This is a genomic window from Ornithinicoccus sp. (assembly GCF_057176825.1).
The window spans coordinates 1,998,453-2,020,956 of the sequence record NZ_CM169976.1 but is presented as its reverse complement, the minus strand read 5'-3'; the positions used below and the strand labels follow the sequence as shown (position 1 = coordinate 2,020,956).

20 protein-coding genes are annotated in these 22,504 nt (G+C 72.3%); 3 read left to right on the top strand and 17 right to left on the bottom strand.

What is annotated here, in order from left to right; translation table 11 throughout:
* Positions 1-15: 15 nt before the first annotated feature.
* A complete protein-coding gene (locus AC1QRC_RS10105) occupies positions 16-1,527 on the bottom strand; it encodes a helix-turn-helix domain-containing protein (protein WP_484203209.1) in 1,512 nt (503 codons plus the stop codon).
* A 137-nt stretch (positions 1,528-1,664) separates the two neighbouring features.
* On the opposite strand from AC1QRC_RS10105, the gene aceA reads away from it, so the two are divergent.
* Positions 1,665-2,999, top strand: a complete 1,335-nt coding sequence (gene aceA / locus AC1QRC_RS10100; RefSeq protein ID WP_484203208.1) for an isocitrate lyase — start codon at positions 1,665-1,667, stop codon at positions 2,997-2,999.
* A gap of 93 nt (positions 3,000-3,092) precedes the next feature.
* On the top strand, positions 3,093-4,673 hold the full coding sequence (locus AC1QRC_RS10095) for a malate synthase A (protein ID WP_484203207.1): 1,581 nt from the start codon (positions 3,093-3,095) through the stop codon (positions 4,671-4,673).
* 7 nt (positions 4,674-4,680) lie between these two features.
* Here AC1QRC_RS10095 and AC1QRC_RS10090 read toward each other — a convergent pair whose 3' ends face one another.
* Complete coding sequence (locus AC1QRC_RS10090; protein WP_484203206.1) at positions 4,681-5,799, bottom strand: amidohydrolase family protein; 1,119 nt, start codon at positions 5,797-5,799, stop codon at positions 4,681-4,683.
* A 75-nt stretch (positions 5,800-5,874) separates the two neighbouring features.
* On the opposite strand from AC1QRC_RS10090, the gene AC1QRC_RS10085 reads away from it, so the two are divergent.
* Complete coding sequence (locus AC1QRC_RS10085) at positions 5,875-7,386, top strand: phytoene desaturase family protein (protein ID WP_484203205.1); 1,512 nt, start codon at positions 5,875-5,877, stop codon at positions 7,384-7,386.
* Between the two features lie 49 nt (positions 7,387-7,435).
* Here AC1QRC_RS10085 and AC1QRC_RS10080 read toward each other — a convergent pair whose 3' ends face one another.
* From AC1QRC_RS10080 to AC1QRC_RS10010, 15 genes are all read right to left on the bottom strand, one after another.
* Positions 7,436-8,215 (bottom strand): PIG-L family deacetylase, encoded by a 780-nt coding sequence (locus AC1QRC_RS10080; RefSeq protein ID WP_484203204.1) that lies wholly within the window; start codon positions 8,213-8,215, stop codon positions 7,436-7,438.
* Positions 8,212-9,300 (bottom strand): tartrate dehydrogenase, encoded by a 1,089-nt coding sequence (locus AC1QRC_RS10075; protein ID WP_484203203.1) that lies wholly within the window; start codon positions 9,298-9,300, stop codon positions 8,212-8,214. The genes AC1QRC_RS10080 and AC1QRC_RS10075 overlap by 4 nt, the downstream gene beginning before the upstream one ends.
* A 56-nt stretch (positions 9,301-9,356) precedes the next feature.
* Positions 9,357-10,991: a signal recognition particle protein gene (gene ffh, locus AC1QRC_RS10070; RefSeq protein ID WP_484203202.1), complete on the bottom strand. Its 1,635-nt coding sequence runs from the start codon at positions 10,989-10,991 to the stop codon at positions 9,357-9,359.
* Positions 10,992-11,012: 21 nt separating this feature from the next.
* Positions 11,013-12,224, bottom strand: coding sequence for a signal recognition particle-docking protein FtsY (ftsY, locus tag AC1QRC_RS10065; protein WP_484203201.1), 1,212 nt, complete (start codon positions 12,222-12,224; stop codon positions 11,013-11,015).
* A gap of 89 nt (positions 12,225-12,313) precedes the next feature.
* The gene (locus tag AC1QRC_RS10060; RefSeq protein ID WP_484203200.1) at positions 12,314-12,526 is read right to left on the bottom strand and encodes a hypothetical protein; all 213 of its coding nucleotides are present in this window, start codon (positions 12,524-12,526) and stop codon (positions 12,314-12,316) included.
* A gap of 69 nt (positions 12,527-12,595) precedes the next feature.
* Positions 12,596-13,939, bottom strand: coding sequence for an MFS transporter (locus AC1QRC_RS10055; RefSeq protein WP_484203199.1), 1,344 nt, complete (start codon positions 13,937-13,939; stop codon positions 12,596-12,598).
* Positions 13,854-14,063 (bottom strand): hypothetical protein, encoded by a 210-nt coding sequence (locus AC1QRC_RS10050; RefSeq protein WP_484203198.1) that lies wholly within the window; start codon positions 14,061-14,063, stop codon positions 13,854-13,856. Before AC1QRC_RS10050 ends, AC1QRC_RS10055 begins: the two co-directional genes overlap by 86 nt.
* Positions 14,064-14,180: 117 nt before the next feature.
* Positions 14,181-17,771, bottom strand: coding sequence for a chromosome segregation protein SMC (gene smc, locus AC1QRC_RS10045; protein WP_484203197.1), 3,591 nt, complete (start codon positions 17,769-17,771; stop codon positions 14,181-14,183).
* Between the two features lie 115 nt (positions 17,772-17,886).
* Positions 17,887-18,195: an acylphosphatase gene (locus AC1QRC_RS10040; protein WP_484203196.1), complete on the bottom strand. Its 309-nt coding sequence runs from the start codon at positions 18,193-18,195 to the stop codon at positions 17,887-17,889.
* Positions 18,196-18,258: 63 nt separating this feature from the next.
* Positions 18,259-19,506, bottom strand: a complete 1,248-nt coding sequence (locus tag AC1QRC_RS10035) for a type II toxin-antitoxin system HipA family toxin (RefSeq protein WP_484203195.1) — start codon at positions 19,504-19,506, stop codon at positions 18,259-18,261.
* Complete coding sequence (locus tag AC1QRC_RS10030) at positions 19,503-19,790, bottom strand: helix-turn-helix domain-containing protein (RefSeq protein ID WP_484203194.1); 288 nt, start codon at positions 19,788-19,790, stop codon at positions 19,503-19,505. The genes AC1QRC_RS10035 and AC1QRC_RS10030 overlap by 4 nt, the downstream gene beginning before the upstream one ends.
* A gap of 82 nt (positions 19,791-19,872) precedes the next feature.
* Entirely contained in the window at positions 19,873-20,778 is a 906-nt protein-coding gene (gene mutM / locus AC1QRC_RS10025; RefSeq protein WP_484203193.1) for a bifunctional DNA-formamidopyrimidine glycosylase/DNA-(apurinic or apyrimidinic site) lyase, read from the bottom strand.
* 5 nt (positions 20,779-20,783) lie between these two features.
* Positions 20,784-21,611, bottom strand: a complete 828-nt coding sequence (rnc, locus tag AC1QRC_RS10020; protein WP_484203192.1) for a ribonuclease III — start codon at positions 21,609-21,611, stop codon at positions 20,784-20,786.
* Between the two features lie 20 nt (positions 21,612-21,631).
* Complete coding sequence (rpmF, locus tag AC1QRC_RS10015) at positions 21,632-21,826, bottom strand: 50S ribosomal protein L32 (RefSeq protein ID WP_484203191.1); 195 nt, start codon at positions 21,824-21,826, stop codon at positions 21,632-21,634.
* A 1-nt stretch (position 21,827) separates the two neighbouring features.
* Positions 21,828-22,409 (bottom strand): YceD family protein, encoded by a 582-nt coding sequence (locus AC1QRC_RS10010; protein WP_484203190.1) that lies wholly within the window; start codon positions 22,407-22,409, stop codon positions 21,828-21,830.
* Between the last annotated feature and the right edge of the window lie 95 nt (positions 22,410-22,504).

Sequence of the window (22,504 nt, the reverse complement as noted above, 5' to 3'; positions counted from 1 at the left end):
TCCCCCCGCCGGCTCCTATTCCGCGGCGTGGTCGGCGACGAACTGCAGGACCTCGGTCTCGTCGACGCCGGGGAACACCCCCGGCGGCATCACCGCGAGCAGGTGGGAGTGGGCGCGGGCACTGGGCCACACCTGCCCCGACCACTGCCGGGACAGTGCCTCTGGCGGCGTGGCGCAGCAGGAGGGGTCCGGGCACCGCGAGGCGCCTCGGGCGCTGGTGTCCCGGCCCCGCATCCACTTCACGTGGGCGTAGGGCACCCCGACGCTGACCGAGAACCTGCCGGCGCTCGTCTGCTCGACGATCGCGGTGCACCAGTAGGTACTGCCGTGGCCGGTGTCGGTGTACTGCTGGTAGGCGTCCCCACCGGGCTGCTCGAAGACCACCCGTGCGGTCCAGTGCCGACAGACACGGGCACCCTCGATCGCGCCGGTCGCGTCCGAGGGGAATCTCACCCCGTCGTTCTCGTAGGCCTTGTAGATCACCCCGTCGCTGCTGATCCGCATGAAGTGGACGGGCAGACCCAGGTGGCGGGTGGCCAGGTTGGTGAAGCGGTGGGCTGCCGTCTCGTAGGACACGGCATACGCATCCCGCAGGTCCTCGATGGCGATGTCCCGGTCGGCCTTGGCCCGCTGCAGCATCGGGACGGTGCTGGACTCGGGCATCAGCACGGCCGCGGCGAAGTAGTTGATCTCGACGCGCTGGGCCAGGAACTCGGCGTAGTCCCTCGGGGGCTCATGCCCCAGCACCAGGTGCCCGACCGCCTGCAGCGCCAGCCCGCGCCCGTCCCGGCCCCCGGGCTTGGGGTGCGGCAGGTAGATCCGCTTGTTCGCCAGGTCGGTCACGGTCCTGGTGGACGGGGGCAGCCCGTCGGTGGGCACCACGGTGAACCCGACGTGGGCGGCGATGCGGTCCACCGCGGACCGGGTCACGGGTCCGCCCGTGTAGTCGATCGCGGTGAGCAGCCGGCCGGCCTGCGTCTCGATCTCGGGGAAGTAGTTGTCCGCCTGACGCATCCGCCGGCGCAGCTCGGCGTTGGCCAGCCGGGCGTATTCCGGGGTGGCGACCCGCTGCTCCTGCAGGGACTGCACGGTCTCGTGCAGCCCCACCAGGGCCTCGAGCGCCTCGGTGGGCAGGCCGGGACCCGCCTTGACGCTGGGGATCCCCAGCGTCTCGAACCCCGGGGAGCGCTGGGCCCGCTCCCACTTCATCTCCAGCGAGGCCCTGCGGGTGGGGGCGCCGCCGGACAGCAAGTCCGCCAGCTCGACCCCGAGGGCGGTCGCGGCCCTGCCCAGGACCGAGAGTCGGGCCTCCCGCTTGCCGTTCTCGATGAGGGACAGCGCCGAGGGGGACAGGTCGACGGCGGCAGCGAGGTCCGCCAGGGTCATCCCCCGGCCCTGGCGGAAGTGTCGCAGTCTGCGCCCCAGCGCCAGGGGGTCCGGCGCCCCGTCCGGAGGGGCCGCCTCCTCCCCCACCGGCCCACCCGGGGCGAACGGGAGCAGACGACCGGTCTCGACCTTGAGGCTCATTCCGTCACGTTAGCGCAAGAAACGCCGATCTTTACACCACGAGGCCGCTCTTCCGGCCTGAGACGTGCCGCAGGGTGTGGAGAACAGAGCGATTCACCCGACCTGTCCACGGGGCAGGGACGACCGGAAGGACCACGATGACGATCACCGAGCAGACACCGGAACGGACGCAGGACGGTGCCACCCGCCCGGGGCAGGAGCCGTTCGCCCAGCAGGCGGAGGAGCTGCGCCAGCAGTGGATCAGCGACGCCCGGTGGGCCGGCATCGACCGCGGCTACTCCGCCGAGGACGTGGTGCGGCTGCGCGGGTCCGTGGTCGAGGAGCACACCCTGGCCCGCCGCGGTGCGGAGCGGCTCTGGGAGGCGCTGCGCACCAAGCCCTTCGTGCGCTCCCTGGGCGCCCTGACCGGCAACCAGGCGGTCCAGCAGGTGCGGGCGGGGCTGGAGGCCATCTACCTGTCCGGCTGGCAGGTCGCCGCCGACGCCAACCTGGCGGGGCAGACCTACCCCGACCAGAGTCTCTACCCGGCCAACTCCGTCCCGGCCGTCGTCCGTCGCATCAACAACGCGTTGCAGCGCGCGGACCAGATCGCCTGGTCCAACGGCGAGACCGACACGGACTACTTCGCGCCGATCGTGGCGGACGCCGAGGCGGGCTTCGGTGGGCCGCTGAACGCCTTCGAGCTGATGAAGTCGATGATTGCCGCCGGCGCTGCCGGGGTCCACTGGGAGGACCAGCTGGCCTCGGAGAAGAAGTGCGGCCACCTGGGCGGCAAGGTGCTGGTGCCGACCCAGCAGCACGTCCGGACCCTGACCTCGGCCCGGCTCGCCGCCGACGTCCTCGGCGTGCCGAGCCTGGTGATCGCCCGCACGGACGCCCTCGCCGCGGACCTGCTCACCAGCGACGTCGACCCGATCGACCAGGAGTTCATCACCGGCGAGCGCACCGCTGAGGGCTTCTTCCGGGTGCGCAACGGCATCGAGCCGGTGCTGGCCCGCGCCAAGGCCTACGCCCCCTACGCGGACCTGATCTGGGTGGAGACCGGCACCCCCGACCTGGGCCTGGCCCGGGAGTTCGCCGAGGAGCTGCACAAGGACTTCCCGGACCAGATGCTGGCCTACAACTGCTCGCCGTCGTTCAACTGGAAGGCAGCGCTGGACGACCGGGAGATCGCGGCGTTCCAGGACGAGCTGGGTGCGCTGGGCTACCGGTTCCAGTTCATCACCCTCGCGGGCTTCCACGCGCTGAACCACTCGATGTTCGACCTGGCCCACGGTTACGCGCGGACCGGCATGTCGGCATACGTGGAGCTCCAGGAGCGGGAGTTCGCCGCCGCCACGCAGGGCTACACCGCGGTGAAGCACCAGGCCGAGGTCGGCACCGGCTACTTCGACGAGGTGAGCAAGGTGATCAACCCCGACAGCGGCACCCTGGCACTGACCGGCTCCACCGAGACCGAGCAGTTCCACTGAGCCCCCAATTTTCATAGCGGTCCTGCCGGCCGGTCCCACGATTTCGTAGCGGATCTGCCGGCAGGACCGCACCCACCCCCGTGAGGAGATCCCATGGACCAGCCGGACCTGAGCCTCGTCGGTCCCGCCACCGACCGGGCCGACGACCTGCTCGACGACCGCACCCGCGCAGTGCTCGCCGACCTCGAGGCCACCTCCCGCCCCGGGAGGGCCTCCCTCCTGCAGGACCGCAGGGATCTGGCCCGCCGGGTCCTCGGGGGCGGCGAGCTCGCGGTGGACGACAGCACGACGGCGATCCGCGAGGACGGCACCTGGCAGGTCGCCCCCGCGCCTGAGGACCAGGCCACCCGTCAGGTGGAGCTGTGCTCCCCGGTCACCGAGGCCGACGCGCGGGCCGCGCTGGCCAGCGGAGCGGACACCTGGGTGGCGGACCTGGAGGACGGCCTCGTGCCGACCTGGGAACGGCTGACCGCGGCCCACCGCGTGCTGGGCAGCAACCTCGCCCCCCGCGACGGCGCGCAGCCCGGCCCCGCCCTCATCGTGCGACCGCGAGGTCTGCACCTGGACGAGGCCCACCTGGAGCACGACGGTGCCCCGCTCAGCGCGGCCGTCGCCGACGTCGGCCTGTTCCTGGCCCACCGGGCCAGGCCATTGCTGGACCACGGGCGCACCCCGCACCTCTACCTGCCCAAGCTGGAGTCCCACGCCGAGGCCCTCTGGTGGGACGCCCTGTTGGGGCACGCCGAGGAGCTGCTCGACCTGCCGGCCCACAGCGTGCGGGTCAGCGTGCTCGTGGAGACGGTCCAGGCGGCCTATCAACTGGAGGAGATCGTGCACGCCCTCCGGCACCGGGTCACGGCCCTGGCGGCCGGCCGCTGGGACTACGTGTTCTCCCACCTGCGCACCTACGCCCCCCGCCCCGACCAGGTGGTGCCGGACCGCGACTCCTTCACCATGAACACCCGCTTCCTGCGCACCTACACCGATCTCATCGTGCGCACCTGCCGACGGCGCGGTGCGCTGGCGATCGGCGGACCGGTGGCCGACGTCCCCGGCGGACCCTTCGACGACACGACGCTGCGGGCCCAGGCCCGGGTGCGCCGGGACAAGCTGCGCGAGGCCCGCCAGGGGTTCTCCGGCGCGTGGGTGCTGCACCCCGCGCTGGTGCCGGTCGCCCGCGAGGCCTTCGAGTCGGCCGAGCCGGACCCGCTGCCCGACGTCACCGCTCCCAGCGAGGTGGACGGCGAGGCGCTGCGAGACATCAGCACCCTCCCCGGCACGGCGACCCTGAGCGGGCTGCGCTACAACATCCGGGCGTCGCTGACCTACCTCACCGGGTGGCTGGCCGGTCAGGGCACCTGCGTCATCGACGGGCACCTGGAGGACTTCGGCACCGTCGAGCTGGCACGCATGCAGGTGTGGCAGTGGGCCCACCACGGCGTGCGCCTGGCCGAGGGACCCACCGTCGGCCCGCTCCTGCTGTCCCGGGTGGTCAGCGAGGAGGTCGCGACACTGCGCCGCCGGCTGGCGACGGCGGACGACCGGATCGACCGGGCCGCCGCGCTGCTCACCGAGGCCTTCGAGATCGTGCCACCGCTGGCCTTCCTGTCCCAGCAGGCGTATGCCGTGCTGCTGGCGGGTGCACCGGCCCCGGCCAACGGGTCGGCGGCCTGAGAGGCCGCTACGCCGACGCAGGGTGGTGGTGCCGCCCCAGGGACTCGTGGGCCTGCCCGTTCAGCACGACGCGGTGCGGCGAGGCGAGGGCCCGCAGGTCCTCCCGGGGATCCTCGGCATACACCACCAGGTCGGCCGGGGCCCCTTCCTCGATGCCTGGGCGGCCCAGCCAGCGGCGGGCTGCCCAGGTGGCCGCCCCGATGGCCGCGACGGGGTCGAACCCGGCGTGGGTGAGTTCGACGATCTCCCGCGCGATCAACCCGTGCGGCAACTGGCCGCCGGCGTCCGTGCCGACATAGACCGGCACGCCGGCCTCACGGGCCATCGCGATGGTCTCGTAGCGCCGGGCGTGCAGGTCGCGCATGTGCGCCGCGTAGGTCGGGAACTTGGCCTCCCCGGCGGCGGCGAAGTGAGGAAAGTTCGCGATGTTGACCAGGGTGGGCACGATCGCGATCTGCTGCTCCGCGAACGCTGCGACCGTGTCCTCCTGCAGCCCGGTGGCGTGCTCGATGCAGTCGGTGCCGGCGGCGGCGAAGTCGCGCAGGGACTGCTCCCCGAAGCAGTGGGCCGTGGTCCGCGCCCCCTCCTCGTGGACGGCCGCCACCGCCTCGGCGAGCACGTCCGCCGGCCACAGCGGCGCCAGGTCGCCGACCTCCCGGTCGATCCAGTCACCGACGAACTTCACCCACCCGTCTCCCGCCCGTGCCTCCGCCCGGGCGTACTCCACCAGGTCCTCGGGCTCGATCTCGTGCCCGAAGCCCCGCAGGTAGCGCTTCGGCCGGGCCAGGTGCCGACCGCCGTGCAACATGACCGGCATGTCCTCGCGCGCGGCCATCCACGAGGTGTCGGCCGGTGACCCGGGCGAGCGCAGCAGCAGCGCCCCCGCGTCCCGGTCGGCCAGGGCATGCTCCTCGGCCCGCTCCCGGCTGACCGCCCCCTCGATCTCCAGCCCGACGTGGCAGTGCGCGTCGACCAGCCCGGGAAGAGCCCACCCCTCGACGGTCTCGACCTCCCCCGACACGGGCGGGGTCAGGCTGATCCGGCCGTCGATCGCCCACACCTCGCCGAGCGTCTCCTCCGGCCCCACCAGGACCTGGCCCCGGATGTGCAGCGCGGGTGTGCCCATCGGATTCCTCCGCATCGTCGATCGGTATGCCGTGTGGGCAGGTTATCGGGCATCCGCCGGCGATAGCGTGGGTCCATGCGAGTGGATGCAGTCGTCATCGGAGCCGGACACAACGGGTTGACCAGCGCGGCGTACCTGGCGAGGGCAGGCCGGTCCGTGCTCGTCCTGGAGCGCGCCGACCACATCGGCGGCGCGGCGCGTTCGGACCGCGTGTTCCCGCCCCACGAGGCACGGCTGTCGGCCTACAGCTACCTGGTGAGCCTGATGCCGGACCAGATCATCGACGAGCTGGGGCTCCGGCTGGAGCTGCGCCGACGGCGGATCTCCTCCTACACCCCCGTGGGTGACGGCGGCATCCTGGTGGACAACGGCGACCCGGCCCGGACCGCGAGCGACCTCGGGGCGGATGCCCAGGCGTGGGAGGACTTCTACGGGATGACCGGTGAGCTGGCGCAGCGGCTCTTCCCGACGGTCACGCAGCCGTTGCGCTCGCGCGAGGAGGTGCGCTCCCTGGTGGGCGATCCTGCCTGGGGCGAGGTGTTCGAGCGGCCGCTCGGCGAGGCGCTGGAGCGTCGCTTCGTCTCCGACACGGTGCGCGGTATCGCCCTCACCGACGGGCTGATCGGCACGTTCGCCCGCGCCCGGGGTGCCGACCTCCTGGCCAACCGCTGCTTCCTCTACCACGTCATCGGCCGCGGCACCGGTGACTGGGACGTCCCGGTGGGCGGCATGGGGGCTGTCACCGACGGGTTGCTCGCGGCCGCCGAGCGGGCCGGGGCCCAGGTCCGCACCTCGACCACCGTCACGGGCCTGGCCACGGACGGCTCGGCGGCCGTGGTGCGCACTGCGGACGGGCAACAGATCGACGCCGGGATGGTGTTCGTCAACGCGGCTCCGTCGGTGCTGCACCGTCTGCTGGGTGGCGCCCCGGCCCGGCCGGAGCCCGAGGGTGCTCAACTGAAGGTCAACATGCTGTTGTCCCGACTGCCCGCGCTGAAGGACCCGTCCGTCACGCCCGAGCAGGCCTTCGCCGGTACCTTCCACATCAACGAGGGCTACCAGGAGCTGGAGGTCGCGCACGCCCAGGCGGCTACCGGGCAGATCCCGACCGTGCCCCCCTGCGAGGTCTACTGCCACAGCCTGTCCGACGACTCGATCCTCGGAGCGGACCTGATCGCCGCGGGTGCCCAGACCCTGACCCTGTTCGGGCTGCACATGCCGGCCCGCCTGTTCCGCGACGACCCGGAGGGGGCCCGCGAACGGGCCCGGGAGGCGACCCTGGCCTCGATCAACAGCGTGCTGGCCGAGCCGATCGAGGACTGCCTGCTCGACCCGACCACGATCGAGGTGCGCACGCCGCTGGACATCGAGTCATCGGTGGGGATGCCGGGCGGGCACATCTTCCACGGCGACCTGCAGTGGCCCTTCGCCGAGGATCCCGGGGACGTCGGCCGGTGGGGCGTGGAGACGGCGCACCCCAACGTGTTCGTGTGCGGGTCCGGCGCCCGCCGTGGCGGCGGGGTCAGCGGGGTGCCGGGCCGCAATGCGGTCGCCGCGGCGCTGGGAGAGGCCGCCCTGGGCGGCTAACCGGGCAACTCCTGGGCTGGCGCGACACTCGCCCCCCGTCCCGGGCGCCTCAGGTATAGCCGCCGAGCTTGTCCACCCAGTCGAACGCGGCGGCCCGGTCCTCCTCGGACTCGAAGGTGTCGGCGCCCCGGTGCACCCAGGCGTAGGGGTCGGCCAGCCAGGACTCGAAGTAGTCCCCGGAGGCCAACTGCCCCACCGACCACCAGCGCCGAGCCAGGTCCAGCTCGAGGTAGCGCTCGGCCACCGCGGCCGGGTCCAGCACCTCGGACCACTCCTGCCAGCGGCGCGGGGTCGGCACCAGCTCCTCGTAGCGCCGGGAGAAGTAGAACGTCGCGTCGACCTTCTCCTCGGCGCGCAGATCCTCCAGCGCCTTGCCGATGTTGCGGTGGTCCTGGTGGGCGTCGATGAAGGAGTGGGCCCCGAGCCGGGCTCCGGGGTGCCGCTCGAGGAAGTCCTCCATGGCGGCGCGGGCACCCGCAACGGTGACCTGCCCGTCGGGAAGCCCCGCGGTCGACCGTCGGGTCCGGGGGACCCCGAGCCGGGATCCCGCCTCGTCGAACTCGGCCCACCGCACCTCGGCGAACTCCGCCCTCCCGGGGGTGTATCCCAGGATCTCGGCAAGCCGTCGCGTCCGGACCCCGGCCGCTGCACCGTCGCTGAGGCAGCACAGGTGCACCTGGAGACCGGCCACGACCGCGTTGCGCACCGCCGCGGCGGCCTGCAGCGTCTCGTCGTCCTGGTGGGCGAAGAAGAACCCGAGGACCCCCGCGCCGTCGGCGCCTGCCGCACCGCCGTCCGCACCCGGCATACGCGTCGGTCCGTCCGTCACCGCCCGGTCACCTCCTGCAGCAGCAGGTCACCGAAGGACTGCGTCGTGCCGGTGCCGCCCAGGTCCGGGGTGGCGCTGCCCTCCTCGACTCCTCGGGCCAGGGCCGCCTCGACAGCCCGCACGGTGGCCGCCGCGGCCTCCTCCTCGCCGAGGTGATCCAGCATCATCGCCCCGCACCAGACCTGCCCGACGGGGTTGGCGATGCCCTGCCCGGCGATGTCCGGGGCCGAGCCGTGGACCGGCTCGAACAGGCTGGGGTGCTCCCGAGTCGGGTTGATGTTGGCGCTGGGCGCGATCCCGATGGTGCCCGTGCAGGCGGGACCCAGGTCGGACAGGATGTCGCCGAAGAGGTTGCTGGCGACCACGACGTCGAACCGTTCGGGGCTCAGCACGAACCGGGCGGTCAGGATGTCGATGTGGTAGCTGTCGACCTCGATGCCTGGGTAGTCCTGCCCGACGGCCCGGACCCGCTCGTCCCAGAACGGCATGGTGATCGAGATCCCGTTGCTCTTGGTCGCCGACGTGAGCTTCTTGCGCGGTCGGGTCGCTGCGAGCTCATAGGCGTAGCGCAGCACCCGGTCCACCCCGGTGCGGGTCATCACGGTCTCCTGGAGGACGACCTCGCGCTCGGTCCCGGGGAACATGTGACCGCCGACGCTGGAGTACTCCCCCTCGGTGTTCTCCCGCACGATGAGCATGTCGATATCACCCGGCTCCTTGCCGGCCAGCGGCGACCGCACGCCCGGCATGAGCCGCACCGGCCGCAGATTTACGTACTGGTCGAACTCGCGCCGGAACTGCAGGAGGCTCCCCCACAGCGACACGTGGTCGGGCATCGCCGCCGGCCAGCCGACGGCACCAAAGTAGATGGCGTCGAAGCCGGAGAGGGTGTCCTTCCACCCCTCCGGCAGCATCGCCCCGGTCCGCTCGTAGTACTCGGCGCTGGACCAGTCGAACTCCTCGAACTCCAGGCCGACGTCGTACGCCTCGGCGACCCGGCGCAGCACCTTAATGCCCTCGGGCATTACCTCGGTGCCGATACCGTCCCCGGCGATCACGGCGATGCGGTGGGTCCTGCTGGGCATGCGGTCCTCCTCGAGAGCGTGGGCTCCCACCGTATGCCGTGCACCGCACCCGGGTGCTACTTGCCCTGGTTCCCCAGGTACTTCTCGAAGCCCTTGGGCAGCTGCAGGTTGGACAGGTCGGGCTCCTGGCCCGCCCCCGCGCCGCCCTGGGCACCGAGGCCGAAGGCACTCGTGGCCGCGTTGCCCCGGGCGGCCTCGGCCTTCTCCCGGGCCGCCTTCTCCTCGGCGGCCCGCTTGGCGGGGTTGCCGCTGCGCGACTTCTTGCGCTGCTGCTGCTTCTTGCCCTTCCCCTTGCCCTTGCCGACACCGCCGCCCGGCATCCCGGGCATCCCCGGCATCCCGCCGCCCTTGCTCATCTGCTTCATCATCTTCTGGGCCTGGCCGAACCGCTCGAGGAGCTGGTTGACCTCCGAGACGGTGACGCCGGACCCCTTGGCGATCCGTGCCCGGCGGGAGCCGTTGATCTGCTTGGGGTGGTTGCGCTCGAACGGCGTCATCGAGTGGACCATGGCCTCGACCCGGTCGAACTCCCGGTCATCGAGGGAGTCCAGCTGGGCTCGCATCTGTTGCATGCCGGGCATCATCCCGAGCATCTGCTTGAGCGAGCCCATCTTCTTGATGGCCTGCATCTGCTGCAGGAAGTCCTCGAAGGTGAAGTCCTCCGCGGCCATGAACTTGCGGGCCATCTCCTTGGCCTGCACCTGGTCGAAGGCCTTCTCGGCCTGCTCGATCAGGGTGAGCACGTCACCCATGTCCAGGATCCGCCCGGCCATCCGATCGGGGTGGAAGATCTCGAAGTCCTTGACCTGCTCCCCGGTGGAGGCGAACAGGATCGGCTGCCCGGTCACCGTGGCCACCGACAGGGCGGCACCACCACGGGCGTCACCATCCAGCTTGGTGAGCACTGTGCCGGTGATCCCGACCCCGTCGGCGAACGCCTTGGCCGTCTCCACGGCGGCCTGGCCGATCATCGCGTCGATGACGAACAGCACCTCGTGCGCCTGGGTCTCCACGCGGATGTCGTGCGCCTGGCGCATCAGGTCGACGTCGACGGCGAGCCGGCCCGCGGTGTCGATGATCACGACGTCGTGGCCCTTGTCGCGGGCGAACGCGACACCGTCGACCGACACGTCGATCGGGTCACCGAAGGAGCGGGTCCCCTCGCCCGTCTCCAGCGCGGCGTCGTGACCGAAGACGTTGCCGCGCTCGGGCGCGAAGACCGGCACCCCGGCCCGCTCGCCCACGACCTCCAGCTGGGTGACAGCGTTGGGCCGCTGCAGGTCGGCTGCCACGAGGAGCGGGGTGTGGCCCTGGTCCTTGAGCCAGTAGCCCAGCTTGCCAGCCAGGGTGGTCTTACCCGAACCCTGCAGACCCGCCAGCATGATGACCGTCGGGGGGTTCTTGGCCAGGTTCAGCCGGCGGGTGGACCCGCCGAGGATGCCGACGAGCTCCTCGTTGACGATCTTGACGACCTGCTGGGCGGGGTTCAGCGCCTGGGAGACCTCCGCCCCCAGGGCGCGCTCCCTGATCCGCCCGGTGAACTGCTTGACGACGGGCAGCGCCACATCGGCCTCGAGCAGCGCGACCCGGATGTCACGGATCGTCGCGTTGACGTCGGACTCTGAGAGAGTCCCCCTCCGCTTGAGGTTGCGGAAGGTATTGGCCAGGCGGTCGGAGAGACTATTGAACACGCCCCAAGGCTAACTGTTGTCTCAGTCGACGATGGCCTCGACGAAGGCCTGCGGGTCGAACGGGGCCAGGTCGTCCGGGCCCTCGCCGAGCCCGACCAGCTTGACGGGCACGCCCAGCTTGCGTTGCACGTTGACCACGATGCCGCCCTTGGCGGTGCCGTCGAGCTTGGTGAGCACGATCCCGGTGACGGCCACCGCCTCACCGAAGACCTCGGCCTGGCGCATCCCGTTCTGACCCGTCGTGGCGTCCAGCACCAGGAGCACCTCGTCGATGGGGCTGCGCTTCTCGATGACCCTCTTGACCTTGCCGAGCTCGTCCATCAGTCCGACCTTGTTGTGCAACCGCCCTGCGGTGTCGATGAGGACCACGTCGGCCTCCATCTCCTGGGCGCCGCTCACCGCGTCGAAGGCGACCGAGGCCGGGTCGGCCCCCTCGCGGTCCGAGCGCACGGTCGGCACGCCCACCCGCTCCCCCCACGTCTGCAGCTGGTCGGCCGCGGCGGCACGGAAGGTGTCGGCCGCCCCGAGGACGACGTCCTTGTCCTCGGCCACGAGCACCCGGGCCAGCTTGCCGACGGTCGTCGTCTTGCCGGTGCCGTTCACCCCGACGACCAGCACCACGGCGGGGCGGTCCCCCACCCGGGAGGCGGCGATCCGGCGGTCCATGGTCGGGTCGACCAACTGCAGCAGGTCCTCACGCAGCCAGCCGCGGACCGTGTCGGGGTCGGTCGTGCCGTCGACCTTGACCCGGGTGCGCAGTGCCTCCACCAGCTCCTGCGACGCCTCGACGCCCAGGTCGGCCTGGAGCAGGGTGTCCTCGACGTCCTCCCAGTCCTGCTCCTCCAGGCCGCCCCGGGAGAGCAGCCCCAGCAGGGCGGAGCCGATGGCGGAGTTCGAACGCGCCAGGCGGGCCCGCAGCCGCTGCAGGCGGCCCCGGGCGGACGCTGGCCGCTCCAGCGTCGGGGCGGTCTCGGCGGCCTCCGGCTCGAGGGTGTCCGCCGGCGGCTCCAACACGTCGGTGCCGACGCCTGGTCCACCGGGGCGCTCACCCTCCCCGCCGGCTTCCGGCGGCTCCCCTGCCGGCGTGCCGTCGGCGTGGCTCGGCGGTGCCGAGGGGCGTTCGATCGTCTTGGCACCGGATCGCCCGCGGCCCCGCACCAGGCCGACCAGCAGGGCCAGTCCGGCCAGTGCGACGACCGTGACGACGGTCAGAATTTCCCAGAGGTTGTCCACGCCCCCATTGTCCCAGACCGGCCCGGCCACGGTGGCCGGCGTCCCTCCCCTGCAGCCCAGCAGCCGGTGCCACGGGGGCAGCGGTCAGGTCAGTGCCGGGACACCGTGTCGACGGTCTTCTTGCGCCACTGCTCTCCGCGGTCCAGCAGTTCGTCTCCGCGGCGTCGCACGTCGGCCAGGAGCTGCTCGCCCTCCGGGGTGAGCACGTCGCGGCCGTCGCGCCGGGCGCCCACCGCCACGTATCCGACCACAGCGCCACCCACGGCGCAGCAGAGCAGGATGGCCGTCAGCAGAAACACCATGTCTCCCAGCGTGGCTCCCGCACCGGCGCCGCACCAAATCCGCACGGCGCGTCGCGGACGTGAGAAGCCTCACGCCGTGTGGTCCGGGTCACTCCCGGAGACCTCCGCGATCGGGCCCGGCCCCCGGACCCCGGTGCCCAACGCCACCAGCGCCCCCAGCGCGGTCAACCCCGCCAACAGGTAGAACGCCGTGGTGTAGCTGCCCACGAACTCCGCGAGGAATGCGGCGCCCGCGGGCGCCGCGACCATCGCCGCAGACGTCGGCACGGTGGCGATCCCGTTCAACGTGCCGAACCGGTAGGGACCCCACCGCTCGCTGACGCTGGTGGCCTGGAGCAACGTGTAGATCCCGCGGGCCGCGCCGGCCCCGATGGCGGCGGCCACGAGTAGCGCCAGGGGTCCCGGGAACGCCGCCAGCACCAGGACCATCACGGCCCCCCAGCCCAGGACGAGGGCGGCGCGGGGCGCCGGCTGCCACCGGCGCGTCAGTGCCGGGTAGGCGAAGCGACCCACGAACTGCCCCACCCCGACGATGCCGAAGACGACGGCCGCCGCCTCGTGGCCGACGCCCCGCTCCGCCAGGAACGGGATCAGGTTGAGGGTGGCGCCGAACAACCCGAATCCGGTCAGCGCCAGCATCACCAGCAGGAGGACGAACGGGCGTGAGCGTGCCCGAGTACGCACGTAGCGGTCCCCACGATCACCGGCCAGCTCCGAGCGTGCGGACCTCCCCCTCCTGTCGGTGCCGGACCAGGGCGGGGTGAGCGCCCACGCGTGCAGCGGGATGGTGACGAGCCCGAGGACCACGGCAAGCAGGACCGTCGTCTGCTGCCAGCTCAGGGAGCGCAGCAGGAGGGCCGTGATGGGGGCGAAGACGGTGCCGGCGAGTCCACCGACGAGGGTGAGCGTGGTGATGGCCTTGATTCGTCCCGGGCCGAACCAGTGGGTCAACGCCGCGAACGCCGGCGGGTAGAGCACCGCGGACTGGGCCAGGCCCACGGCCGCCCACGCCAGGACGAACCACACCAGACCCGGCGCGGCGGCCACGCCGAGCAGGGAGAGCACGGCTAGCACCGAGCCCCAGGACATTACGGCGCGGGGCCCCACCCGGTCCAGCAGCCGACCCACCCAGGGCGCAGCGACCGCCGAGGCCAGCAGTCCGACGGAGAAGGCGCCGAAGGCTGTGCTGGTCGACCACCCGGTGTCGGCCGTGACGGCGACGAGCATGACCGGGTAGGCGTAGTAGAGGATCCCCCAGCTGGTCAGCTGCGTGATGCAGAGGACGACGAGGACCCGCCGCTGCTGGGCGGGGGTGAGGGCGCGGTCGTCAGCGACGCCCGGCCGGCTGCAGGGTGCGGCGCAGCTGGTCGCCGTGCTCGCGCAGGTCCTCCCCGCGACGACGCACCCCGGCAAGCACGTGGTCCGCCTCCGGGGTCAGCACGTCGCGACCGTCGCGGTGCGCCTCGACGGCGACATAACCCACGACCACACTGCCGAGCGCGAGGCAAATCAGCATCGCGAGCACGAGAACGACCATGTGCACATGGTAGGCAGGGGTGGGCGGACGGCCAGCACCCGGCCCGGCGTGTCTGACACCGCAGTCCGCACCAGCACGCTGCGCGCCGATGTCGCCGGCAGCTCCCCGCCGGGGGCCTCAGGCCGGCTGCGGCTGGACGTCGCGGAGCCGCTGAGACACCACGGTGGTGACGCCGTCGCCCTTCATCGACACCCCGTAGAGGGCGTCGGCCACCTCCATGGTGCGCTTTTGGTGGGTGATGACGATGAGCTGGCTGGAGTCGCGCAGCTCCTCGAACAACACGATGAGCCGCCCGAGGTTGGTGTCGTCCAGGGCCGCCTCGACCTCGTCCATGATGTAGAACGGGCTCGGTCGCGCCTTGAAGATCGACACCAGCAGGGCCACCGCCGTCAGCGACCGTTCCCCTCCGGAGAGCAGCGAGAGCCGCTTGATCTTCTTGCCCGGAGGGCGGGCTTCCACCTCGATGCCGGTGGTCAGCATGTCCTCGGGGTCGGTGAGCGTGAGCCGCCCCTCGCCGCCGGGGAAGAGGCGGGAGAACACCCGCTCGAACTGCTCGGCGGTGTCCCGGAAAGCCTCGGCGAAGACCTGCTCGACCCGCTCGTCGACCTCTTTGACGATGGCCAGCAGGTCCTCCTTGGAGCGGCGCAGGTCCTCCACCTGTTCGGTGAGGAACTTGTGCCGCTCCTCCAGCGCCGCGAACTCCTCCAGCGCAAGGGGGTTGACCTTGCCCAGGGCCGACAGTTTGCGCTCGGCCGAGCGGAGCCGCTTCTCCTGCGCCTCGCGGACGAAGGGCACCGGCTCGGGGGTCTCGGCATCGGGGTCGTCGGCGGCCTCGGAGGTTGGGACGGGCGGGATGAGCTGGTGCGGCCCGAACTCCTCCACCAGCGCCTCGGGGTCGATGCCCAGTTCCTCCACCGCCCGTGTCTGCAGCGCCTCGATCCGCAGCCGCTGCTCGGCACGGGCCACCTCGTCCTTGTGCACCGAGTCGGTGAGCTCGCGCAGTTCCTCACCCAGGACGCCCACGCGTCCCCGGGCCTGCGCGAGCGAGGACTCGCGCTCGGCCTGCTCGGCGCGTGCCCGGTCGCGCACCTCCGCGGCCTCCCCCACCATCGACCGGACCTGCTCCAGCAGGTGGGCCGCACCCGCCCGCACGGCGGTGGCCACGGCCGCCTCCTGGCGCCGGCGTTCACGCCGGGCGGCCGCCCGCTCCCGGGCGGTGATCTCATCGCGCGCCGCCGCCTCCAGCGACTCCGCGCGGTCGGTGATGGCGCGGACCCGCTCCTCCTGGGTGCGCAGCGACAGCCGGACCTCGGTCTCCCTGCTGCGGGACCGGGCCGCCTCCATCGCCAGGCGCTCCCGGTCGTCCGTGGCGGGCTCGTCGCTGTCCGGCTCGGCCTCGGCGTCGGCCAGTCGCTCCTCCAGCGCCGCCAGCTCGGCGCGTCGCTGCTCCAGCCCCTGCTCGGCCGTCGCGATCGCTGCCTCGGTGCGCTCCCGCTCCCCCGCGGACGAGCGCATCACGCTGCCCAGCTGGCCCAACTTCTCGCTCACGGCCGCCATCCGGGCGTCCGACTCGTGCAGCCGGGAGAGGGCGGTCTCGGCCTGTGCCGCGTGCTGCCCGAGCTCGTCCCGGGCCCTGGTCAGCTCGAAGGTGGCGCGTTCGCGGTCGCCGTCGACCGCGGCCAGGTCCTGCCGGGCGGTGTCGAGCGCCGACTGGATCTCGATCAGGCTCGGGGCAGCGCTGCTGCCACCCCGCACCCAGCCGGGGCCGTAGACGTCACCCTCGGTGGTGACCGCGGTGACCTGCCCCGGGGCGGCCGCCACGAGCGCGGTCGCGGCCTCCCGGTCCGGGACCACGGCCACGCCACCCAAAAGCCCGGCGACGGCCGCACCGACGCGCTCGTCGACCTCGACGACCTCTGCAGCCCAGCAGGCACCGGCGGGCAGGTCAGGGCCCCTGGGCGGCGCGGCAGCGGAAGCGGCGGTCTCGGGCACGAGCAGCGCGGCCCGTCCGTGGTCGCCGTCCCGGAGCACCGCGACGGCGTCACCGGCGCTGGCCAGGTCCTGCATCACCAGGGCGTCCCCCGCCCAGCCCAGCGCGGCGGCGACGGCCGTCTCGTAGCCCTCGCGGACGGTCACCAGCCCCGGCACCGTGCCGACCACGCCCTGCACCGAGTCGTCGGCCAGCAGCGTCGCCGCCCCGTCCTTGCGGCTCAGGCTCAGCTCCAGCGCCTCGCACCGGGCGGTGAGCCCGGCACGTCCCGCCTCGGCCGCGCGCAGCCGCTCCTGCCAGTCCTCGACCTCCTGGGCGGCCCGGGCGCGGGCCTCCTCGGCGGCCTCGTACTCCTGGTCCAGGCCCTCCTCCCCCTCCTCGACGTCCAGCACGGTCGCCTCCAGCGCCGCGAACTCCTGCTCGGCCTCCTTGGCGCGGGCGGAGCTGGCGCCCAGGCCCTCCTGCAACCGGCCGACCTCGGCCTCACCGGCCTCGATCCGGCTGCGTGCCGCGGCCACCTGCCCGGCCAGCCTGGCCAGGCCCTCCCGGCGATCGGCAGCGGCCCGTGCCAGGCGGGCCAGCCGCTGCTGCTCCGCGGCGTGCGCCTGCTCGGCCTCCTGGCGCTCCTGCTCGGCCGTCGCCAGATCCTGGGCCGCCCGGGCGATCCGGGCCACCAGGTCCTGCTCCTGCTCGCGCATCCCTGCGGCCTCCGCCCGCAACTGCTCGGGGTCGCGCCCGGTGCCCCCCTCGGCGTCCTCCTCCTGCTCCTCACTGGTCAGCAGCCGGACCCGCTCGGCGGCCAGGTCGGTGGTGGCGCTGAGCCGCTCCACCAGCGCCGACAGGGCGTACCACTGGTCCTGTGCCTCGTTGAGCCGGGGGCGCTGCTGCTCCAGGACCTGCTCCAGCTCGCGCACCGCCTCCCGGGCAGCCCCCAGGTCGGTCTCGACCTGCTCGCGGCGCTGCAGCAGGGCCGTCTCGTCGGCGAGCTCCTGCTCGAGGTTCGCGGTGAGCTGTACCAGGTCATCGGCCAGGATCCGCAACCGCGCGTCGCGGACCTCAGCCTGGATCGTCGCGGCCCGTCGCGCGGTCTCGGCCTGTCGACCCAGCGGGCCGAGCTGGCGCCGGATCTCCGAGGTCAGGTCCCCCAGCCGGGTGAGGTTGCCCTCCATCGTCTCCAGCTTGCGCAGCGCCTTCTCCTTGCGCTTGCGGTGCTTCAGGACCCCGGCGGCCTCCTCGATGAAGCCGCGGCGCTCCTCCGGGGTGGCCCGCAGCACCGCGTCGAGCTGGCCCTGACCGACGATGACGTGCATCTCCCGGCCGATGCCGGAGTCGGACAGCAGCTCCTGCACGTCCAGCAGCCGGCACGAGGTGCCGTTGATCGCATACTCCGAGCCGCCGTTGCGGAACATCGTCCGGGAGATGGTGACCTCGGTGTAGTCGATCGGCAGCGCACCGTCGGTGTTGTCGATCGTCATCGTCACCTCGGCACGGCCCAGCGGTGCCCGCCCGGAGGTGCCGGCGAAGATGACGTCCTCCATCTTCCCGCCGCGCAGCGACTTGGCCCCCTGCTCACCCATCACCCAGGCCAGGGCGTCGACGACGTTGGACTTGCCCGAGCCGTTCGGGCCGACGATGCAGGTGATGCCGGGCTCCAGCCGCAGCGAGGTTGCCGACGCGAACGACTTGAATCCCTTGAGGGTCAGGCTCTTGACATACACGTGGGGCAGCGTCTCCTGGTGTGGCGGGCTTTGCGTCACTGTACCGGCGGCGAGCCGGCTTTCCGGTCAGGCTGGGCCACCGACTGCCGACACCCCCGGGAGGCGCCCCCCGTGCTCACCGTTCGGCGAACCCCGTCAGGTCCTCCCGCGGGTCGTGCCACTGGACGACGACGCTGTCCACCCGGCCGGGGCGCCGGTGGCTGCTCGGCTTCTCCTGCAGCAGCCCGACCAGGGCCTCGATCTGGTCGGCGTCTCCCTGGGCACAGACCTCGACCCGTCCGTCGGGCATGTTGCGGGCGTGCCCGACCAGCCCGAGCTCCAGGGCGCGGGCCCGGGTCCACCAGCGGAACCCGACACCCTGCACCCGCCCCCGCACGAAGACCAGGGCGCGGCGCACCTGATCCCTGGGGGTGGGGCCGGTCACCGCGGCCCTCCCGTGGTCGCCCCGGCCCGCTGTCCGTGGGTCGTGCTGTTCACAGGGTCGAGGCTACGTTCCCGCCGTGCCCGCGGCCCCGAGGACCTCGCCCAACCGAACGTCGATCGACTCGGCCATCAGCGTGATCTCCTGCTCTCGGACGCCGTTCCTCCGTGCGGCGTCGCGCCACTCGGCGACCGCTCCCGCCACGCGCCCCATCCGCTGCCGAGCCTGGTCGGGTGTGAGGCTGCACTGTGCTGCGAGGGCAAGTAGGGCCCCGGCCTCTTCGCGCAGCGCGTCGGCCCCCATGATCGACGTCGAGCGCGCCCCCCACGGATCGGGGTTCGGGTTGACGTCGAACACGGGGCTTAGCGTCCAGGAGCCGCGGTCGGCGAGGAAGCCGTGGTTGCGGAGATGATCATCCGTATTGCCGAGAACGACACTTGCGACGACGCGGTCGAAGAGTTCGTGGTGGTCCGCCCTGGGCGAGCGGGAGAGGTCACGCATGGCTTGGGCGATCTCGGCGTAGTCGCGGTGGTCGCCGTCGATGGCACCCAGCGCAGTCATGGCGCTGATGTAGCCGATCCTGCGCTCTCCCTCGGCGCGGTCGAACCTGCGCAGGATGAGCACGCTGCGCTCCCCGACCCTGGCGAGGCGGCGCTGCGGAGTCCTGATCCCCGCGGCTTCCAGCAGATCCAGCGCCGTCGCCTCCCAGGCCATGACGTCCCACCGGTCGCTGCTGTGCGGGAACTTCGCGATCGCCAGCGCGCCGTCCTCGAGGCGCACGGAGGCTTTCGGGCGCGCGCCTCCCAGACCGGTCGTGCCCGTGTCCAGTAGCTGCTTGACGGCCCGACTCGGGTCCTCGTCCGAGGCCAGCTCGTCCGAGGCACGCAGCAATTCCGGCAGCGACACCAGCCGGGGGACGGTCGCGGGCTTCCCGAGGAACGCCGTGCCCCCTGCGAGCCGGTATCGCAGTGCTCCCTGACGGGTGTCGTCGCTCACACCCAGGAGGAAGTCGACGTCGTCCAGCCGGCGCGGGGCGCCGCCCTCCTCCCGAGCCCGGACCCGCTCCGCCTTCTCAATAAGGTTGCGGCCCCAACGATCGGGAGCACTGTCGGCGAAGGCCCGCACCAGACCCTGCTGGTGCTGTGCTCCCGAGACCAGCGGCAGGGCCGGGTCGATGCTCGTCCCGTCGCCGGCAAGGTAGCCCGGGTCGTAGAGGAAGGTCGTGGAGATCTGGCTGCGCGCCCTGGTGACGTGCGCCTGCCCGACCAGGATCGGCTCCCCCGTCCTGTCGACGAAAACCTCGAGGGTGGTCATCGCGCACGCCGTTTCGTGAGCCTGCCCGCGCGGAGGCGACCGACGTCGCTGTTCAGCGGGTCCACAGCATTGACGACCTGGTCCAGCACGCCGAGAGCACGCACCACCTGGGCGACATTGCCGAACCCGACGCCAGGGTCACCGGCCTCGACCTTGCGCAGCGTGTCGCGGGTGATGCCGGCGCGCTCGGACACCTGCTGCGCTGTCAGGCCCAACACCATCCGCCAGCCCCGCACGTGCTCGCCGAACTCGGCGAGCTCGCGGTCAATCCGGTAACCGACCATGACGCACTCCCTTCACTACGACGAGAGTATCAGCCGGATACAGTTATTATGGCGACTCTGTTCGCCATAACAACGGCTCTCTTCATCGTCGCGGGCGAGGCTGGCAGCGGGGGCAGAAATGCGACGAGCGGTTCATGAACACCTCGCGCCTGATGGGGGTGCCGCACCGTGGGCACGGCCGGCCGGTCTGACCGTAGGCGTTGAGCGAGCGGTCGAAGTATCCGCTGGCGCCGTTGACGTTGACGTAGAGCGCGTCGAAGCTCGTGCCGCCCTGGGCGAGGGCGGCACGCATCACCGCCGCCGCCTCGTCGAGGACCCTGCCGAGCACCGGCTTGGTCAGCGCGGAGGTCTCCCGCAGGCCGTGCACCCCGGCCTGCCACAGCGCCTCGTCGGCGTAGATGTTGCCGATGCCGCTGACCAGCCCCTGGTCGAGGAGGGCACGTTTCAGGGCGGTATGCCGTGTCTTGAGCCGGCGCACCACCGCGGCCCGGTCGTAGCCCGGCTCGAGCGGGTCGGGGGCGAGGTGCGCCACGGGCTCGGGCACGCCGTGCGCGTGGGGGGCGGGCCCACCGGCCGGCTCCACGGCATACGGGTCGGGCACGAGCGGGGTCAGCGCGAGCCCGCCGAAGGTGCGCTGGTCCACGAACCGCAGCTGCGGACCCTCGTCGGCGAAGTCGAAGGTGGCGTGCAGGTGCTTCTCCCGCGGCGCGTCCGGCTGCTCGACCAGCAGCTGGCCGCTCATCCCCAGGTGCACGACCAGCGCGTGCGGGTCGTCGGCGGGGGGCGCGACCACCAGCCAGAGGTACTTGCCGCGCCGGTCCGCGGCCAGGATGCAGGCCCCGGCCAGCCGGTCGGCCAGGTCACCCGGACCGGCCACGTGCCGGCGGGCCACCCGTGCCCCGGTCAGGGTCACCCGCCCCAGGGTGCGACCCAGGACGTGGTCGCTCAGCCCCCGGCGCACCACCTCGACCTCGGGCAGCTCCGGCACGGACCTCAGTCGCCCGGGGGTGGGGCGTCGCCGGACGGGGCCGGCGCACCATCGGCAGGATCCGCCGTCGGCTCGGTCTGGACCATGTCCGCGGCCCGGTCGGTGAGCACGGTGAAGGCGCTGGCGGCGGCCTTCTGCTCGGCCTCCTTCTTGGACCGGCCGGTGCCGGTGCCCAGCACCTCCTCGGCCACGACGGCGCGGGCGGTGAAGACCTTGTCGTGGTCCGGCCCGTCGTCCTCCACCTGGTACTCCGGCGAGCCCAGCGAGCCGTTGGCCGCCAGCTCCTGCAGGCTCGTCTTCCAGTCCAGTGCGGCCCCCAGTTGCGCGGTGCGCTGCATCAAGGGGTCGAGCAGGTGGTGCACGAAGGTGTCCGCGGCGGCCAGCCCCACGGAGATGTAGACGGCGCCGATCACCGCCTCGGTGGTGTCGGCCAGGATCGAGGCCTTGTCCCGGCCCCCCGTGGTCTCCTCGCCCCGACCGAGCAGGACGTACTCGCCCAGCCCGATGGTGCGGGCGACGTCGGCCAGGGCGCGGGAGTTGACCACGGCGGCGCGCAGCTTGGCCAGCTGCCCCTCGGGCAGGTCGGGGTGCTCACGGAACAGCGTGTCCGTGACCACGAGCCCGAGGACGGCGTCCCCGAGGAACTCCAGGCGTTCGTTGTGCGGCAGGTTGCCGTTCTCGTAGGCGTAGGACCGGTGCGTCAGGGCACGACGAAGCAGCGCCTCGTCACAGGCCTGTCCGACCACCCCGGTGAGGTAGTCCGACAGGTCCGCGACGGGACGCTGCTCCAGCTCATGCACATGACCGGCCGGTGGTGTGGCTCCGGAAGTCATCGCGCGGCCAGGTCCGTTCGTCAGCCCTGGTGCTCGGTGCGCTCGGCGCTGCCGTAGTGGCGACCGGCGTAGCTGCCGCAGGACGGGCAGGCCATGTGCGGCTGCTTCGGGGCCTTGCACTGCGGGCAGCTGGACAGGGCGACCGGCGTCGCCTTCCACTGCGAGCGGCGGGCGCGGGTGTTGGAGCGGGACATCTTCCGCTTCGGGACAGCCACGTCAGTTCCTCTTCTCGTCGTCGGCGCCGGCACCCTGGGCGAGTTCGCTCAGGACCGACCACCGGGGGTCAATCAGGTCGTGCTGGTGCTCCGGGTCCTCGACCAGGCGTGCTCCGCACTCGGAGCACAGTCCCGGACAGTCGTCCCGGCACACCGGTTGGAACGGCAGGGCGGTCACCACCGCGTCCCGTACCACGCTCTCCAGGTCCATCAGGTCACCGTCGAGCTGGTAGCTCTCGTCCTCGTCCTCGACGTCCCCCACCTCGCGGTGGTGGGCCGCCCGGTCGGGATAGGCGAACAGCTCCTGGAACGTCACGGCGAGGTCCTCCTCGACCGGGTCCAGGCACCGCACGCACACCCCGGTGGCGGTGGCACCGGCCGATCCGCTGGCCAGGACACCCTCGACGACAGACTCCAACCGCACCTCGAGCTCCACCGGTTGCCCGGCCTCGATGGCGATGACGTCCGTCCCGATCCGGTCCGGAGCCGACACGACCCGGGAGAGGGACTTCATGGTGCCCGGCCGCCTGATCAGCTCCCGGGTGTCGAAGACCCAGGGCCCGGCGGCGTCCTGCGCGTGCATGAGACCCCTCGTACGGTCGTGTGGATCGGCCCGAGCCACGAGGCGCAGGCCGAGGGACAACGGTACCGGAGCGGGAGGCAATGCCTCAAATCCTC